The following is a 17,162-nucleotide window of genomic DNA, read 5'->3' as shown; positions in this document are numbered from 1 at the left end:
GAGACGAATGTCTACGAGTGGTAAGGCTCTGCGCTGACGAGCGTGACCTTCATGATCTTGCCGTTCGGCAGCGTGTACTGGCGGGTGTCGCCGACCTTGGCGTTGATGAGTGAACCACCCAGCGGAGAGCTAGGGGAGTAGACCTCGAGCTTGGAGTCGGTGGAACCCTCTTCGCGGGTGGCGATGAGGAAAGTCTCGGCGTCGGACTCGTCACCGTCGTAGTAGACCTTCACCACGGACCCGGGCAGAGCTACACCGGACTGGGTGGGCGCCTCGCCGACCTTGGCGGAGTTCAACAGTTCCTGCAGCTGGCGAATACGGGCTTCCTGCTGGCCCTGATCCTCGCGTGCAGCGTGGTAGCCGCCGTTCTCTTTCAGATCGCCCTCTTCGCGTCGCTCGTTGATTTCGGCGGCGATGATCGGACGATTGGAAATGAGTTGGTCGAGTTCGCTCTTGAGCCTGTCGTGGGACTCCTGGGTAAGCCAGGTCACCTGGGTCTCGGTCATCTCGATCACTCCCTTGTAGTAGAAGTCGCGGTGGACTCCCCGTTTTATGCGGACGGCGCACGCGGCGAACCTGGGGATTGCAATGTGCAGATTCCCAGGCGTTGTAGGCCCGTTTCTCGAGCCACTGGAGCGCAGCGTCAGCCGCGAGCCACAGTGCCGCCCTGGCCGTCAATGCAGCAATACACGGCTCCAAAGCGGAACCGTGTACCGGCCGATCTTACCACGAGCAGGCGCTAGGTCAGCCTGCACGCAAATAATCGGGGACTTTCAGGCTGCATCCGTAGATGTCGCCGACGGCGGGCGGTTGAGAAGTACGTATCTCCGACTTTACCTCGACCTCGCGTGCGTCCGAGCCGGGTACGAGTACTTCGCGGCGTCCGGTTTCCGATCCGTCACGCGAACGCGCCCGCACGATACAGACCGCGTCGTCCTGCGGATCTGCGCGCGTGACGCTGAAACGAATGGAGACGGTGGAATCGTCGAGCAGGTCGAACGCGAGGGCTGTTCCCTCGATGTCCTTCACCGAAAACTTCACGTACCCGATGTATGCGATCCCCAGGCCGGCGAGGAGCACCACGATAAGCAGCAGGTTCTTGGTGCGACGGGACATCGATCGTGACGTCGACGCGGGATAACGGCCTTCGGGGAGCGTGGAAGTCATGCATGCTTTCGTCGTGAAGGTCGGGGGAACTCGGTGTTCGCTGGTGGATCTACGGCAGCCGGTGCGCGTTGTGTCGGCGCCAAGTGGAACTATATGTGTAGGGAAGAAGCAGGCGAAGCTGAGGTGAGGAAAGAACGTGTCCGGACTACGGCTCATGGCGGTGCACGCCCATCCCGACGACGAATCGAGCAAGGGCGCAGCGACGACGGCTCGGTATGCCGCCGAGAACAACGATGTCCTGGTCGTGACGTTGACCGGTGGTGAACGGGGAGACATCCTCAATCCGGCGATGGACATCCCCGGTGTGAACGATCGCATCGAGGAAGTGCGGCGGGAAGAGATGGCTGAGGCTGCCCGCATTCTCGGGGTACGCCAACACTGGCTCGGTTTCGTCGATTCGGGTTTGCCCGAGGGCGACCCGCTGCCCCCGCTGCCCGAGGGGTGCTTTGCGCTGGTTCCACTCGAGGAGTCCACCGAGGCACTGGTCAAGGTTGTCCGCGAATTCAAGCCGCACGTGATGACCACGTACGACGAGAAGGGCGGATACCCGCACCCGGACCACATTCGGTGTCACGAGGTATCGGTTGCGGCCTTCGAAGCCGCAGGTGATCCCACGAAGTTCCCCGATGCCGGGGAACCATGGACGCCACTCAAGCTCTATTACTCGCACGGTTTCCTTCGTAAACGGATGCAACTGTTCAACGACTGGTTCGTCGACCGCGGCGAAGAGAGCCCATTCGCCGACTGGTTGAAACGGTGGACCACGGACCGCGACGAAATCATGGAGAGAATTACCACTCAGGTCACTGCTGACGCATACTTCGAGCAGCGCGACGACGCTTTGCGGGCGCATGCGACGCAGATCGATCCGAACGGGGTGTTCTTCGCCGTACCTGTCGATGTGCAGCGCAAGCTCTGGCCCACCGAAGAGTTCGAATTGGCGAAGACGCGGGTCAAGACGTCGTTGCCCGAAACCGATTTGTTCGCCGGCATCGAAACGAAGGAGGTCTGAGTGATCATCTCGCTATTGGCCCAGCAGCCGACCGGCCCGGAGTTCGGTAAATCCTCGCCCGTCGGGCTCGTGATCATCGTCGCACTTCTCGTCGGTACAGCCCTGCTGATCTGGTCGATGAACAAACAGATCAAGAAGCTTCCCGAAACTTTCGAGAAGGAAGACCCGCGGCCTGATCAAGAACTCGACGAGGGGACCGATCGCGGCGCGCTGACGGTGGATCCGACGAAGACGTCGACTGGGGACAAGCGGGCCGACAAGGACGAGACTTAGCCGTGCTCGGTGCCAACGCACTCGGAGTATCGACCAGTCCCTACCTGCTTCAGCATGCGGACAATCCGGTGCATTGGCAGCAATGGTCGCCCGAGGCGTTGAACTCTGCAGTAGAACGCGATGTGCCGATTCTGCTCTCGATCGGGTATTCGGCCTGTCACTGGTGTCACGTGATGGCGCACGAATCCTTCGAGGACGAGACGGTCGCGGCGCTGATGAACGCCAACTTCGTGTGTATCAAGGTCGATCGTGAGGAGCGGCCCGACCTCGACGCCGTCTACATGAACGCGACCGTGGCGATGACGGGTCAGGGCGGCTGGCCGATGACGTGCTTTCTGACGCCCGACGCCGAACCGTTCTACTGCGGCACTTACTTCCCGCCGAGACCGCGCGGTGGAACGCCCTCGTTCGAGCAATTGCTGACCGCGATATCGGACACCTGGAGTACGCGTCGGGAAGAAGTGTTCGACGCATCCGCTGCGATCGTTGCGGCCCTCCGAAACAATTCGGGGCAGATGCCGACATCGGAGCGTCCGATCGACTCCGACCTGATGGCGGACGCCGTGGCCTCGGTACTCGCGGACGAAGACGTCGATCGTGGTGGTTTCGGCGGGGCACCGAAGTTTCCGCCGGGTGCACTGTTGGAAGGTCTGCTGCGTCATCACGAGCGCACTGGTTCGGCGGCGGCACTCGAGACGGTCCAACGCACCGCGGCCGCGATGGCTCGCGGCGGAATCTACGACCAGATCGGTGGCGGGTTCGCGCGCTACTCGGTCGACGCGGAATGGGTCGTGCCGCACTTCGAGAAGATGCTCTACGACAACGCGCTTCTACTTCGGTTGTACGGGCACCTCGCCCGGGTGACGGGGGATCCGCTGGCTGTTCGCGTAGCCGAGGCGACCGCGGGCTTTCTGCTACGCGAACTGCGAACCGACAATGGGTGTTTCGCCTCCGCGCTCGATGCCGACACCGACGGTGTGGAGGGATCGACCTACGCGTGGACACCGGAACAGCTCGTGGACGTTCTCGGATTCGAAGATGGCGTCTGGGCTGCAGGCATGTTCGTCGTCGACAGCGCAGGGACATTCGAAGCGGGCATGTCGGTTCTGCAGTTGCCCGAGGATCCTGACGATCTCGAGCGGTACCGGCGCGTGGCCGAACTGTTGCTTTCGGTTCGGGATCAGCGCCCACAACCAGGCCGCGACGACAAGGTGGTCACCGCGTGGAACGGCCTGGCAATCACAGCACTCGCCGAAGTGGGCGCGGGGCTGGGACGTTCGGAGTGGGTCGACGCCGCCGTCGCCTGCGGTGAACAACTCTTCGCGACGCACTTCGAGAACGGACGACTGCGACGCGCCTCGCTCGGCACCCACGTCGGCGTCGCAACGGGTGTGCTCGAGGACTACTCCTGCCTCGCCGTCGCCTCGCTGGCACTTTTCCAGGCCACCGGAGAGGAGATCTGGTCGATTCGGGCGCAGGCGATTCTCGACGCTGCGATCGAACACTTCGCCGACCCGGATCATCCCGGCAGTTGGTTCGATACCGCCGATGACGCCGAAGTATTGGTGACGAGGCCGCGAGACCCACTCGACAATGCAACCCCGTCGGGAGCATCGACGGTGACGGAGGCTCTTCTGACGGCAGAGGCGCTTGTGCCGCCCGAAGTGTCGGCTCGATACGGAGAGCTCGCCTCGGCGGGGCTCGCCCGTGCGGCTCTGATTCTGGAACGGGCACCGCGATCGGGAGGCCACTGGCTCACCGTCGCCGAGGCTTCGGTGCGGGGACCCTTGCAGGTGGCCGTGTCGAGTGTCGGGAACAGCAGGCTGCTCGCCGTTGCTCGCGCCCACGCTCCCGGGGGTACGACGATCATGGCCGGAGCGGAGAATTCCAGCGCGCTACTGGCGGGTCGGCCGATGATCGCTGGCAACGAGGCGGCGTACGTGTGTCGCGGATTCGTGTGCGATCGCCCCGTCACCACCGAGGTCGAGCTCATCGCCGCATTGCAGCGCTGACCCTGGCTAGAACAGCACCAACCACACGGCGACGAGGTGGCAGATCGCAGCAAGCACCGTGGCCGCATGGAAGAACTCGTGGTGCCCGAACGTAGTGGGCCAGGGATTGGGCCATTTCGTCGCGTACAGGACGGCTCCGACGCTGTACAGGATACCGCCGACGAGCAACAGGATGAACGGTGCGAAGCCCACTTGCTGGATGAGCGTCGGTGCGACCGGCACGATGGCCCAGCCGAGAATCAGGTACAGCGGCACGCCCACCCAGACGGGTGCGAGAGGCCACAGCATCTTGAGTGCGACCCCGCTGAGGGCGCCGATCCAGACGACGATCAGCAGGGTCTTGCCCGTTGCTGCCGGGAGTCCGAGTACGGCGAATGGCGTGTAGCTGCCGGCGATGAACAGAAAGATCATCGAGTGATCGGCACGCTTCATCCACGTGCGAGAGGCCGGGGTTTTCCAATGGATTCGGTGGTAAGTAGCGCTGACGCCGAAGACACCGCAGACAGTGCTCGCGTAGACCGCGGTAGCGATTCCGGCACTGACGGAGACCAAGCTGAAGGCCAACGTGACCAGGACGATGCCCGCCACGACGGAGACCGCGAAAGCATAGAGATGAATCCACCCGCGCATCCGAGGTTTCGCGGGCAGTTGGTCGATCCCGAACATCGTCATGCGATCACTTCCTCTCGACTCCGAACTTACGCAACCGTAGGTTCGGTCCGTACTCTACCGGCGAGTAGCTTCGTTTCGTCGGCGTAAGGTTGTGCTCCGTGGTGATCCGACTGTGGTGATGTCTCGGTGAAAATTCTCCCGACGAACGTACGTAACGTGCTGTACAACGTGTACGAGCGGCGCTTGCTCATGCAGCTCGACGGCATGCGGCATCCTCGTCACGTTGCAGTGATGTGTGATGGAAATCGCCGCTGGGCACGTGAGAACGGCTTCACCGACGTCGCGCACGGGCATCGCATGGGTGCACTGAAGATCGCCGAGATGCTCGGTTGGTGCGACGCCGCGGGAATCGAGATGGCCACCATCTATCTACTCTCGACCGAGAATCTGTCCCGCGACCCGGACGAGCTCGATTCACTGCTCGAGATCATCACCGACGTCGTCGAGGAGATTTGCGGACCCGAGCAGAATTGGGGAGTCAAGATCGTCGGCACCCTCGAGCTCCTTCCACCGTCGACGGCGCGCAGGCTCGAAGAGGCCGCCGCTCATACCGCGGGGCGAACCGGAACGCATGTCAACGTCGCAGTGGGCTACGGCGGTCGTCAAGAAATCGCCGACGCAGTGCAGTTATTGGTGAGGGAGAAGATTGCCGAGGGACTCACCGGGGACGACTTGGTGAAATCCATCGACGTCGACGGCATCGATACTCACCTCTACACCTCCGGCCAGCCCGATCCTGATCTGGTGATTCGCACCTCGGGTGAACAACGGCTCTCCGGATTTCTGCTGTGGCAGAGCGCGTACTCGGAAATCTGGTTCACCGAGGCGTACTGGCCCGAATTCCGCCGAGTCGATTTCCTTCGAGCACTGCGTGACTATGCAGCCAGGCATCGCAGATTCGGAATCTGACTACCGATCTACAACTTGCGCAATCGGAGCCTGTTGATGGCGTGATCGCTGTCCTTGCGCAGCACCATCGTGGCCCGAGGACGCGTCGGCAGAATGTTCTCGACGAGATTCGGCAGATTGATCGAGTGCCAGAGATCCTCGGCCGCCATGCGTGCGTGCTCGTCGGGCAGATTCGCGTAGTGATGGAAGTGCGCGTCGGGATCGGCGAACGACGTCTTACGCAGCGCGAGAAAGCGCTTCACGTACCAGCGTTCGATGTCCTCGATTCTGGCGTCGACGTAGATCGAGAAGTCGAACAGATCCGACACCATCAAACGTGAACCGGTCTGCAGAACGTTGAGGCCTTCGACGATGAGAATGTCCGGCTGACGAACCATGTGGAACTGGCCCTTCAGAATGTCGTAGGACACGTGCGAATAGACCGGTGCGGCAACCTCTTCGGCTCCCGACTTCACCTCGGTGACGAAGCGGAGCAGCTTGCGCCGATCGTAGCTCTCGGGAAATCCCTTGCGGTGCAGGATGCCGCGACGCATCAACTCTGTCGTCGAATACAGGAAGCCGTCGGTGGTGACCAGGTCGACGCGTGGATGGTGATCCCACCGCGCGAGGAGTGCTTGCAGAACTCGGGCCGTCGTCGACTTTCCGACCGCGACACTGCCGGCGACTCCGATGACGAAGGGCACCTGACGATCCGGGTGCTTCTCGCCGAGAAATGTTGCCGTGGCCGCGAACAGCCGTTGCCGTGCGGCGACCTGAAGGTGAATGAGTCGAGCCAGAGGTAGATACACCTCGGCGACTTCTTCGAGATCGATCTGCTCACCCAAGCCGCGGAGGCCGACGAGTTCTTCCTCGGTGAGCACCAGTGGCGTCGACTGCCGAAGAGTGCGCCACTGGGCGCGATCGAACTCGACGTAGGGGCTGGGTTCGCTCATTCGGAGGTACACACCTCGTGTGCCTGGTGCGTACCTGGGAGTACGCACCAGGCGCACGAGGGACACTGAAGTCGCATGGCTTCAGATTGTGCTTGGTGCCACTGATACTCACACGGGCGGGGTAGTTCACTGTTCGTTCATCTCACTGCGGCCACTATCGTCGAATCTTATGAATGCCGATTCGCTCGTCCGTGAGTATCTACAACTCGGTCTGAAATTCGACCGACTCGAAGAGGGCTTCGTCGACGCGTACACCGGTGACCCCGAGTTGCGTCGACAGACCGAGAATGCACCCGCTCCCGATCCGGCTGCGCTCGCGCGGCAGGCCGTCGCACTGCGGGCCGAGCTGGCAAACACAGATCTGACGGCGCAACGTGCCGAGTTCATCGATGTCCACTTACGCGCGCTGGAATGCTCGGGCCGCAAGTTCGCAGGAGAAGACATCGGTTTCGTCGACGAGGTCTTCGCATATTTCGATGTCCGCATCGAACCCGGGGATCAGGACCACTATGTGCAGGCACACCGAAAGATGGACGAGGTGTTGTCGGGTCCGGGTTCGCTTGCCGAGCGATTGGCCGCTCACCGCGCCGGAGACGTCATACCGGCCGATCGACTGCAGGAATGTGTCGACGCCTTCTCGAGTGCCTTGCGTGATCTCGTGCGAGCAGAGTATTCACTGCCCGAGACCGAGCAGGTGCGTTACGAGGTGGTGGGGGACAAGCCGTGGTCAGGATTCAACTATTACCTCGGTGACTTCAAGTCCACCGTGGCCATCAACTCCGATCTCGAACAGCACATGGCGAACCTCCCACACCTCATCGCGCATGAGGCTTACCCCGGACATCACACCGAGCATTGCCGGAAAGAGATGGGCCTGGTCGGTTCCGGGCAGCAGGAACAGACCTTGTTTCTCGTCAACACTCCGCAATGCCTGATGGCGGAGGGGCTTGCCGATCTGGCGCTCGAGTCGATCGTCGGACCAGGGTGGGGATTGTGGGCGCAGGAAATCTACGCCGACCTCGGCCTGCGGTTCGACGGGGACAAGGCCGAGCGACTGTCGACGGCGTCGGGCCAGCTGCTCGGGGTGCGGCAGGACGCGGCATTGTTGCTGCACGATCGACACAAGAGTCAGGATGACGTCGCGGCGTACCTGGAAAAATGGGGCCTCGCATCGCCCAAGCGTGCTCGGCAGAGTCTGAAGTTCTTGTCCTCGCCGTTGTGGCGTGCCTACAGCAGCACATACGTCGAGGGCTACAAACTTCTCGGTGGTTGGTTGGCTCAGGGCAAGACCGTCAGCGAGCGATCGGCGTTGTTCGGACGCCTCCTCGACGAGCCGCTGACACCGGGGCAATTGCGCATCTCGTAAACTGAGGGCGCCCACATTGCTGCGCTCATTTGGAGACCCCTGTTATGACTGACGTCAACAACCTGTCCCTTGCCGAACTCGATCCTGAGGTCGCCGAGGCCATGGCAGGCGAACTGGGGCGTCAGCGTGACACGCTCGAGATGATCGCATCGGAAAACTTCGTTCCCCGCGCCGTTCTGCAGGCACAGGGCAGCGTGCTGACGAACAAGTACGCCGAGGGCTACCCCGGCCGTCGCTACTACGGTGGCTGCGAGCACGTCGACGTCATCGAGGACCTGGCCCGCAATCGTGCCAAGGAACTCTTCGGCGCCGAGTTCGCCAACGTCCAGCCGCACGCCGGTGCGCAGGCCAACGCGGCAGTGTTGATGGCTCTGATCAACCCGGGCGACAAGATCATGGGCCTCGATCTGGCACACGGCGGCCACCTCACGCACGGTATGAAGCTAAACTTCTCCGGCAAGTTGTACGAGGTCGAGTCCTACGGCGTCAGCAAAGAAGACCACCGGATCGATATGGATCAGGTGCGCAAGCAGGCCATCGAGGCCAAGCCACAGGTCCTGATCGCCGGCTGGTCCGCTTACCCGCGCTTCCAGGACTTCGAAGCCTTCCGTTCGATCGCAGACGAGGTCGGCGCATTGCTCTGGGTCGATATGGCGCACTTCGCCGGACTCGTCGCAGCAGGTCTGCATCCCTCGCCCGTTCCCTACGCCGACGTCGTGTCCTCGACCGTGCACAAAACTCTCGGCGGACCCCGGTCCGGCTTGATCCTCGCGAAGAAGGAATGGGCGAAGAAGCTCAACTCCGCGGTGTTCCCCGGCCAGCAAGGTGGCCCACTCATGCATGCGATCGCCGCCAAGGCCGTCGCTTTCAAGATCGCTGCGACGCCGGAGTTCAAGGAGCGCCAGGAGCGCACCCTCCTCGGAGCTTCACTCCTCGCGGATCGCCTGAACGGCAAAGACATCGCGGACAAGGGAATCTCGGTTCTCACCGGCGGCACCGACGTGCACCTCGCACTGGTGGACCTGCGTAACAGCCAGCTCGACGGCCAACAGGCCGAGGACCTTCTCCACGAGGTCGGCATCACCGTCAACCGTAACGCCGTGCCGTTCGATCCGCGCCCGCCGATGGTCACCTCCGGCCTGCGTATCGGCACCTCGGCCCTCGCGACGCGTGGCTTCGGTGAAGCAGAGTTCACCGAGGTCGCCGATATCATCGGCACCGCCCTCGCCACCGGCGAAGCCAGTGACTCGTTGAAAGAGCGCGTCGTCAAGGTCGCACAGAGCAAGCCGCTCTACGACGGCCTCGAAGACTGGGGCCTGATCGGCTGATTGCCGGCCGCTTCGCTGCGTCGGCAGGTCGGCCTGTTCAACTCGCCCGGCCTGTTGATCTCACCCGACCTGCTTGAATGGTCCATTCATACGAATCGATCGTATGAATGGACCATTGAAGCGGACGGATGGTGGCCTCCCCGCCACGGTGCGATGGGTTAACGCGTTGTTCACCGACACGCACCCTGCTACCCGCACGAATCCTCGGAATCGGCGGTACCGTCGGCAGTAACAGCCAGCGGGGAAGCTGACTGTGCGGGAGGTTCTGATACGTGACTGAGCTAGTGAGTGCGAGAGGGCCGGCACCCGGCCCTCGTGTCAGCTGACACGTCAGGACCGACCGGCCGAGCGACAAGCGTTCGTGTGGCGTCGCGCGAACAATAGGAGCCCCACGTGACCACTTCACGCTCCGTTTCCGCCCCTCTTCGGACATTCGTGCTGGACACCTCGGTTCTACTGTCGGATCCCTGGGCTGTTATTCGCTTCGCCGAGCACAATGTGGTGCTCCCTCTCGTCGTCATCAGCGAGTTGGAGGGTAAACGCCATCACCACGAGCTGGGATGGTTCGCGCGGGAGTCATTGCGCATGCTCGACGATCTTCGCGTAGAACACGGTCGGCTCGATCAACCTGTTCCGATCGGAACGCAGGGCGGCACACTGCAGGTCGAGCTCAATCACACCGACGCAGCCGTTCTGCCTGTCGGTTTCCGTACCGACTCCAACGATTCGCGGATCTTGGCGTGCGCACTCAACCTGGCGGCCGAGGGCAAAGAAGTAGTGCTCGTCAGCAAGGACATCCCGCTGCGAGTGAAAGCCGGGGCGGTGGGATTGCCCGCCGACGAGTATCACGCCCACGACGTCGTGCCTTCGGGTTGGACCGGCATGGCCGAACTGGAAGTGCAGCCGGCCGATATCGATCGGTTGTTCGCGGACGGTGTCATCGACCTGGACGGTGCACGAGACATGCCGTGTCACACAGGAATTCGCTTGCTCGGGGGCCGTTCGAGTGCATTGGGGCGCGTCACAGCGGACAAGCAGGTGCAGCTCGTGCGCGGCGAACGTGAAGCATTCGGCTTGCATGGGCGCTCCGCTGAACAGCGGGTTGCGCTCGACTTGCTGCTCGACGAGAGCATCGGCATCGTCTCGCTCGGTGGTAAGGCCGGAACGGGTAAATCTGCGCTGGCACTGACCGCAGGTCTGGAGGCCGTGCTCGAGCGTCGTACGCATCGGAAGGTCGTCGTCTTCCGCCCTCTGTACGCGGTCGGTGGTCAGGAGCTCGGCTATCTACCCGGCAGTGAAAGCGAGAAAATGGGCCCGTGGGGTCAGGCGGTGTTCGACACCTTGGAAGGGCTCGCAAGCCCGGAGGTGATGGAAGAAGTCATTGCACGCGGAATGCTGGAAGTGTTGCCGCTCACGCATATTCGTGGACGGTCGCTGCACGATTCCTTCGTCATCGTCGACGAGGCTCAATCACTCGAACGTAATGTTCTGCTCACGGTTCTGTCCAGGCTCGGTAGCGGCTCCCGGGTCGTTCTCACCCACGACGTGGCGCAGCGTGACAATCTCCGCGTAGGACGGCACGACGGCGTCGCAGCGGTGATCGAAAAGCTCAAGGGCCACCCGCTTTTCGCGCACATCACCCTCACCCGAAGCGAGCGTTCGCCGATCGCCGCCCTGGTGACAGAGATGCTCGAGGAGTTCGGGCCTTCAGGGGCGTAGACGCATGGAGTGGAAATGCGTTCCGAGGGACGCATTTCCACTCATGAGCGCAGTCGCCACAGCCCACGCACCAACGCCTTCGCAAAGTCGAGATTGTCGAAATAGTCACGCCACACGAGGATCTTGCCGTCGCGCAGCTCGAAAGTGCCGCACACCCAGAACTCGACACGCAATCGGCGCCAGATCAGTACGTCGGTTCGTTCGGTGAGCACCACGTCGCCGTCGGGAGCTGCGGCGATGTTGTGGATGGTGACGTCGAATCCGTAGTTCGGCTTCGCCATGACCGCCAGCGCTTTGCGGACTCGGGCTATGCCACGCACTTTCGGAAATCCCACGTTGTGCCAGATGATTCCGTCGTCGAGGAGTGCCGCCGCACGATCGACGTCGCGCTCCGCCAGCGCCCGCAGCATGTCCTCGACGGTCTTGGTCGACCGAAGTAGATCTGTCACTTGGTGAATCTCCCCAATCCGGTCCCGTCGAAGTACTCGAGGGTGACGGTGTTGCCGTTGAACTTTGCCTGGGACACGGTGCCGTCGGGTGCGTTCTCGCTTCGCACATCGAAGGTGAACGTATCACCGTCCCAGTGTGTCAGCTCGTACGAAGTGTCCTTGGGGCCGATGGCCAAAGTCAGGGTGCCGTTGTCGTCGGTGACCGTCGCAGGACCCCAGAACGAGTTCTGATACACCCCGGCGTAGGCCGTGAGTGGCTGCGCGGGAGCAGGATCGGCGGGTGGTGTCTTGCCGACGAGTTCGCCCATCGGTTCGTCCATTCCCTCGAACGCATTCTTGTAGATCGTTCGCCAATCCTGTCGAACCTCGCCGAATTGCACGAGATCGGCGAACTCGGCCGATACCGTCTCGGCGATGCCGATAGGTGCAGCGTTGGTCAGCACGACGATGGAGACATCGAGCGAGGGGATCGTCACGAAATTTGTGCCCGCGCCGAGCTCGAACGCTCCCGAATGACTCACCTGTGTGCGTCCGGCCCCCGAGTTCGAGACGTTGAATCCGTATCCGTAGTAGCCGGCCCGAGTATCCGGGGTACCGGATGGGGACGAGACGATCTCGGCCGTCACCGCGGGCAGCAGGGCATCGGGTTCGATGACCTGCTTGCCGTCGAAAGTGCCTTCGGCGGCGAGCATCGTCATCCACTTCGCCATGTCGTTCGCCGAGGAACTCACCCCACCCGCAGGCGATTGTGCGTCCGGTTCTCGCTGAAATGCTGCCTCGTACGCGCCGTCGACGAGCACGTGTGGGACCGCGCGGTCGGTGCGGGCCATGTAGTCCGCGAATCGCGAACTGGTCGACGCCATGCCGAGGGGGCCGTAGATCGCGTCCTGGCTGAGGGTCTCCCAATCCTTGCCCGACGCCTGCGCTACCGCCTCGGCCCCAGCGGTGACGCCGAAGTTGGTGTAGTTGTACGTCGAGCGGAACGGATCCAGGGGAATGTCCTTCAGTCGCGCGAGTACTTGGCGGCGGTCGTAGCCGATTTCCTCGAGGTTGTCGCCCGCGTGATCGGGCAGCCCGCTGCGATGGGCGTAGAAATCGCCGACCGTGACGTTCTGGGTCACATACGGATCCGCGAGCGCGAACCACGGGAGCTCCGAGACCACAGGAGTTGTCCAATCGACCACTCCGCTACCGACCTGCGAAGCGACTACCGTCGAGCCGACGGGTTTGGACAACGATGCCAGTTGGAATACCGTATCGCCGTCGACCGCATCGTCCTTACCGACCTCGCGCACCCCGAATCCCTTGGAGTACACGACTTCTCCCTTGTGTACGACGGCGACAGCCATCCCCGGGATTTTCGAGGACTCCATCAGTTCGGCGGCGATGCCGTCGAGTTTTCCTACCGCGTCGTCGATCTGGCCGTCGGGAACGTCGACGCCGGGCACCTGGCCGGGTGAGAGTCCGGAGTCCTCCTCCGACGACGCTTCTGCCGTGGCGGTGGCCGTCGTGGTCGCCGTTTCGGTGTCACCGGAGGAATCGGAGGAGCACCCGACGAGGGCCGTCATCGACGTGGCGAGAGCGAGGGCCAGATACATCTTCTTCGAGCGCATCACAGGAGTCCTCTCCAGGAGCGAATGGATTAGGAAGAGCGTAAACCCTGCTCGCGTGGGATTTGGGAGAATTCACAGAGGTCAGGGGCACGAGACTCGACGTTCGGTGGGAGGCGCTACGGTATTCGGATGCCTACGAACTTCACTGACGGTGACCTGTTGCTCCGATTGGAGCCCGCCGTGGAAGAGAATCTGCGCCGACACATCGAAGAAGCAGAGGATTGGCACCCCCACGATTTCGCGCCGTGGGACGACGGCAAGAACTTCGCGTTTCTCGGTGGCGAGGACTGGTCGGCCGAACAATCCCACCTCAGCGAGGTCGAGATCCTCTCCGCCACGGTCAGCGTCCTCGTTGCCGACAATCTGCCCGCCTACCACCGTGAACTGGCCCGTGCACTGACCGGTCAGGGCGCATGGTGGAAGTGGACCGGCCGATGGACGTCGGAAGAGAATCGTCAGGCGATCGCGCTACGCGATTTTCTGGTCTTGACGCGTGCTGTCGATCCCGTCGCTCTCGAACGTGCTCGGATGGAAGAGATGACGAAGGGCTACGACGCGCCCAGCCTGCACGTTCTCGATATCCTCGCGCATTTCGCCGTGGACGAGTCAGCGGCCGTGCTGCGAAACAACAATACGATCGCACTCGGTGGCGACCCTGTCCTGGCCAAGATTTTGTCGAAGATCGCCCAGGACGATGCCCTGCAGTCGAAGTTCTACGCGAACATGGTCACCGAAGCACTCGGTGTCGCCCCTGATCAGACCGTGCGCGCTATCGCCGACCGCATCAACGGGTACTCGATCCCCGTGGTGGATCTGCCGGGTAAGGGAAACAGCACCGAATTGCTCGCCGACGCCGGTATCTACACGGTGGAGCAGCAGAGCGAGAAGGTGTTCAAGCCATTGATGGTGGAATGGAACATCTTCGGCCGCGACGACCTCGGCGACGAGGGCAACAAGGCGCGCGACGAGCTGAGCGCGTTCGCCTGAGCTGGGCTCACGACTCCTGAACGCGTGAGTGGTTCATTCATACGAAGCAATCGTATGAATGAACCACTCGAGCTGAAGCAGGGCGGCCTACTGGCGCCGCTTGTCTACCAGCGGTGAAGTCAGTCCTCGACCTTCGCCATGGCCAGCACGTCGAGCCGCTTGTCGAGCTCTTCCTCGCTGAGCTTGTCGCCGATCAGCCCTCGGTCGATAACCGTCTGACGGATCGTCTTCTTCTCCTTGAGTGCCTGCTTGGCGACGGCCGCAGCCTCCTCGTATCCGATGGCGGAGTTCAGCGGCGTCACGATGGACGGCGAGGACTCGGCAAGGGTCTTGAGGTGCTCGACGTTGGCGGTCAGCCCGCTGATGCACTTGTCGGCGAACAGTACCGAGACATTGGCGAGCAGGGTGAAGGACTCGAGCACGTTGCGTGCCATCACCGGGATGTAGACGTTGAGCTCGAAGGCGCCCGAGGCGCCACCGAACGCGACGGCTGCATCGTTGCCGACAACCTGCACGGCGACCTGTGTAACCGCTTCGGGCAGAACAGGATTGACCTTGCCGGGCATGATCGAGCTACCCGGCTGCAGGTCGGGAAGTGACAGCTCGCCGAGTCCGGTGAGTGGTCCCGACCCCATCCAGCGAATGTCGTTGGCAATCTTGGTCAGCGACACTGCGATGGTGCGCAGTGCGCCGGATGCCTCGACGAGTCCGTCCCGAGCTGCCTGCGCCTCGAAGGCGTTCTTGGCTGCGGTCAGGGCTTCGATTCCGGTCGATTCAACCAGTGCTGCAACAACTTTCGGTCCGAAACCGTCGGGAGCGTTGAGGCCCGTGCCCACCGCGGTGCCGCCGATCGGGAGTTCACCCAAACGGGGCAGGGTCGCCTCGACGCGCTCGATACCGGCTTCGATCTGGCGGGCGTACCCGCCGAACTCCTGGCCGAGAGTGACCGGAACAGCATCCATGAGGTGTGTGCGTCCGGACTTGACCACTGTCTTCCACTCGACGGCCTTCGCGGCCAGCGCGGAATGCAGGTGCTTCAGTGCAGGCACGAGCGAAGTGACCGCTGCCTCGGTCGCGGCGACGTGGGTAGCCGTCGGGAAAGTGTCGTTCGAGGACTGCGACATGTTGACGTGGTCGTTGGGGTGTACCTCCACGCCCTTCGCCTTGGCGATCGACGCGATGACCTCGTTGGCGTTCATGTTGGAGCTGGTTCCCGAACCGGTCTGGAAGACGTCGATGGGGAACTGGTCGTCGTGCAGACCTTCGGCGATTTCGTTCGCAGCCGCGATGATCGCGTCGGCAAGCGTGCCGTCGAGCAGTCCGAGGTCCCTGTTGACCTGCGCGCAGGCTGCCTTGAGCAGGCCCATCGCGCGGATCTGAGTGCGCTCGAGCGGACGGCCGGAGATGGGGAAGTTCTCGACCGCTCGCTGCGTCTGGGCGCGCCAGAGTGCATCGATCGGTACGCGAACCTCTCCCATGGTGTCATGCTCGATCCGGAATTGCTGTTCGTCTGTCTGCGTCATGAGCCTTACTTTGCCAGTTAGGTACGGGTAATTGTCGTGCCGGGTCAGCGCACCGGCCGAACCGTCAGAAAGAAGGAGCCTGACCGCTCGTGTCGCCGTCGAAATCGACCGAGGAGTACTCGCGCAGCTTCTCGAGGCGGTGGTACGCGTCGATCATTCGAACGGTGCCGGACTTGGAGCGCATCACTATGGACTGAGTGTGCGCACCGCCGCCCGCGTAGCGCACGCCGCGCAGCAGGTCGCCGTCGGTGACGCCGGTAGCGGTGAAGAATACGTTTTCACCCGACACCAAGTCGACGGTGTTGAGAACGCGGTCGAGGTCGTGACCGGCGTCGATCGCTTTCTGCTTCTCTTCGTCGTCCATGGGGGCGAGGCGGCCCTGCAGGGCGCCGTCCATGCAACGCATCGCAGCGGCAGCGATGATGCCCTCGGGGGTGCCGCCGATACCGATCAGCAGATCAGTGCCGGAATCGGGACGTGCGGCTGCGATCGCGCCTGCAACGTCACCGTCGGAGATGAGCCGGATGCGTGATCCCGCGTCGCGAACGGCCTGAATAAGTTCTGCGTGACGGGGGCGGTCCAGGATGCACACGGTGACATCGGATGCGGATCCCTTCTTGATCTTGGCGATCCGAGCGATGTTCTCGGCTACCGGTGCTGTGATGTCGATGACATCGGCGTAGTCGGGTCCGACGGCAATCTTCTCCATGTAGAACACGGCAGAGGGGTCGAACATGGCGCCGCGCTCAGCGACGGCCAGGACGGCGATCGCGTTCGGCATGCCCTTGGCCATCAGCGTGGTTCCGTCGACGGGGTCGACGGCGAAGTCGACCTCGGGTCCGTTGCCGTTGCCGACCTGCTCGCCGTTGTAGAGCATCGGCGCTTCGTCCTTCTCGCCTTCGCCGATCACGACGACGCCGCGCATGGAGACCGAGCTGACCAGCTGACGCATAGCGTCCACCGCTGCTCCGTCGCCGCCTTCCTTGTCGCCACGTCCCACCCAGCGGCCCGAGGCGAGTGCGCCGGCCTCGGTGACTCGTACGAGTTCTAGGGCGAGATTGCGATCTGGCGCCATGGCGCGGGTGGACTCGGTGCTGGTCGTCATCGGTTTGTAGCCTCCTGGTAGGTGGGGGTCTTACCCAGCGCGATTATCTCATTCAGTGCCGTTGTCCGCCGAGGAGGGCATGCGCCGACCCGGCA

General features: G+C 62.6%; 16 protein-coding genes. 8 read left to right on the top strand and 8 right to left on the bottom strand.

The window, feature by feature from the left end; genetic code table 11:
* Positions 1 to 11: 11 nt before the first annotated feature.
* Both greA and BJD99_RS07005 read right to left on the bottom strand, forming a co-directional pair.
* The gene (gene greA / locus BJD99_RS07010) at positions 12 to 506 is read right to left on the bottom strand and encodes a transcription elongation factor GreA (protein WP_084346091.1); all 495 of its coding nucleotides are present in this window, start codon (positions 504 to 506) and stop codon (positions 12 to 14) included.
* 238 nt (positions 507 to 744) lie between these two features.
* Positions 745 to 1,167 (bottom strand): DUF4307 domain-containing protein, encoded by a 423-nt coding sequence (locus tag BJD99_RS07005; RefSeq protein ID WP_084346090.1) that lies wholly within the window; start codon positions 1,165 to 1,167, stop codon positions 745 to 747.
* 136 nt (positions 1,168 to 1,303) lie between these two features.
* Between BJD99_RS07005 and mca the strand changes: the two genes are divergently transcribed.
* The 3 genes from mca to BJD99_RS06990 are packed head-to-tail and all read left to right on the top strand — an operon-like array spanning position 1,304 to position 4,464.
* Positions 1,304 to 2,179 carry a mycothiol conjugate amidase Mca gene (gene mca, locus BJD99_RS07000; protein WP_179142225.1) on the top strand — a complete coding sequence of 292 codons (876 nt, stop codon included), beginning with the start codon at positions 1,304 to 1,306 and terminating at the stop codon, positions 2,177 to 2,179.
* Positions 2,180 to 2,452, top strand: a complete 273-nt coding sequence (locus BJD99_RS06995) for a hypothetical protein (protein ID WP_084346088.1) — start codon at positions 2,180 to 2,182, stop codon at positions 2,450 to 2,452. It begins immediately after the preceding gene.
* 2 nt (positions 2,453 to 2,454) lie between these two features.
* Positions 2,455 to 4,464 carry a thioredoxin domain-containing protein gene (locus BJD99_RS06990; protein ID WP_084346087.1) on the top strand — a complete coding sequence of 670 codons (2,010 nt, stop codon included), beginning with the start codon at positions 2,455 to 2,457 and terminating at the stop codon, positions 4,462 to 4,464.
* A gap of 6 nt (positions 4,465 to 4,470) precedes the next feature.
* Here BJD99_RS06990 and BJD99_RS06985 read toward each other — a convergent pair whose 3' ends face one another.
* Positions 4,471 to 5,136, bottom strand: coding sequence for a hemolysin III family protein (locus BJD99_RS06985; RefSeq protein WP_084346086.1), 666 nt, complete (start codon positions 5,134 to 5,136; stop codon positions 4,471 to 4,473).
* A gap of 126 nt (positions 5,137 to 5,262) precedes the next feature.
* On the opposite strand from BJD99_RS06985, the gene BJD99_RS06980 reads away from it, so the two are divergent.
* Entirely contained in the window at positions 5,263 to 6,045 is a 783-nt protein-coding gene (locus BJD99_RS06980) for an isoprenyl transferase (RefSeq protein ID WP_084346085.1), read from the top strand.
* A gap of 8 nt (positions 6,046 to 6,053) precedes the next feature.
* Here the strand turns inward: BJD99_RS06980 and coaA are convergent, their stop codons facing one another.
* Positions 6,054 to 6,977 carry a type I pantothenate kinase gene (gene coaA / locus BJD99_RS06975; protein ID WP_084346084.1) on the bottom strand — a complete coding sequence of 308 codons (924 nt, stop codon included), beginning with the start codon at positions 6,975 to 6,977 and terminating at the stop codon, positions 6,054 to 6,056.
* A 169-nt stretch (positions 6,978 to 7,146) separates the two neighbouring features.
* Here coaA and BJD99_RS06970 point away from each other — a divergent pair, with 169 nt between their 5' ends.
* The 3 genes from BJD99_RS06970 to BJD99_RS06960 all read left to right on the top strand — a co-directional run bounded on the left by BJD99_RS06970 (position 7,147) and on the right by BJD99_RS06960 (position 11,390).
* A complete protein-coding gene (locus BJD99_RS06970; protein ID WP_179142224.1) occupies positions 7,147 to 8,343 on the top strand; it encodes a DUF885 domain-containing protein in 1,197 nt (398 codons plus the stop codon).
* A gap of 44 nt (positions 8,344 to 8,387) precedes the next feature.
* A complete protein-coding gene (gene glyA, locus BJD99_RS06965) occupies positions 8,388 to 9,671 on the top strand; it encodes a serine hydroxymethyltransferase (RefSeq protein WP_084346083.1) in 1,284 nt (427 codons plus the stop codon).
* Positions 9,672 to 10,064: 393 nt separating this feature from the next.
* Complete coding sequence (locus tag BJD99_RS06960) at positions 10,065 to 11,390, top strand: PhoH family protein (RefSeq protein WP_179142223.1); 1,326 nt, start codon at positions 10,065 to 10,067, stop codon at positions 11,388 to 11,390.
* A gap of 41 nt (positions 11,391 to 11,431) precedes the next feature.
* Here BJD99_RS06960 and BJD99_RS06955 read toward each other — a convergent pair whose 3' ends face one another.
* Together BJD99_RS06955 and BJD99_RS06950 are read right to left on the bottom strand one after the other, a co-directional pair.
* Complete coding sequence (locus BJD99_RS06955) at positions 11,432 to 11,848, bottom strand: limonene-1,2-epoxide hydrolase family protein (RefSeq protein ID WP_373270523.1); 417 nt, start codon at positions 11,846 to 11,848, stop codon at positions 11,432 to 11,434.
* Positions 11,836 to 13,452: a serine hydrolase gene (locus BJD99_RS06950; RefSeq protein WP_084346080.1), complete on the bottom strand. Its 1,617-nt coding sequence runs from the start codon at positions 13,450 to 13,452 to the stop codon at positions 11,836 to 11,838. Before BJD99_RS06950 ends, BJD99_RS06955 begins: the two co-directional genes overlap by 13 nt.
* Before the next feature lie 129 nt (positions 13,453 to 13,581).
* Here BJD99_RS06950 and BJD99_RS06945 point away from each other — a divergent pair, with 129 nt between their 5' ends.
* Positions 13,582 to 14,439, top strand: coding sequence for an acyl-ACP desaturase (locus BJD99_RS06945; protein ID WP_084346079.1), 858 nt, complete (start codon positions 13,582 to 13,584; stop codon positions 14,437 to 14,439).
* 119 nt (positions 14,440 to 14,558) lie between these two features.
* Here the strand turns inward: BJD99_RS06945 and BJD99_RS06940 are convergent, their stop codons facing one another.
* Together BJD99_RS06940 and glpX are read right to left on the bottom strand one after the other, a co-directional pair.
* Positions 14,559 to 15,962, bottom strand: a complete 1,404-nt coding sequence (locus tag BJD99_RS06940; protein ID WP_084346078.1) for a class II fumarate hydratase — start codon at positions 15,960 to 15,962, stop codon at positions 14,559 to 14,561.
* A gap of 64 nt (positions 15,963 to 16,026) precedes the next feature.
* Positions 16,027 to 17,067, bottom strand: coding sequence for a class II fructose-bisphosphatase (gene glpX, locus BJD99_RS06935; RefSeq protein WP_084346077.1), 1,041 nt, complete (start codon positions 17,065 to 17,067; stop codon positions 16,027 to 16,029).
* Positions 17,068 to 17,162: the final 95 nt, after the last annotated feature.

Origin of the sequence: Rhodococcus sp. 1163 (assembly GCF_002091985.1) — a bacterium.
Taxonomy (GTDB): domain Bacteria; phylum Actinomycetota; class Actinomycetes; order Mycobacteriales; family Mycobacteriaceae; genus Rhodococcoides.
This window is presented reverse-complemented; position numbering and strand designations above follow the sequence as displayed.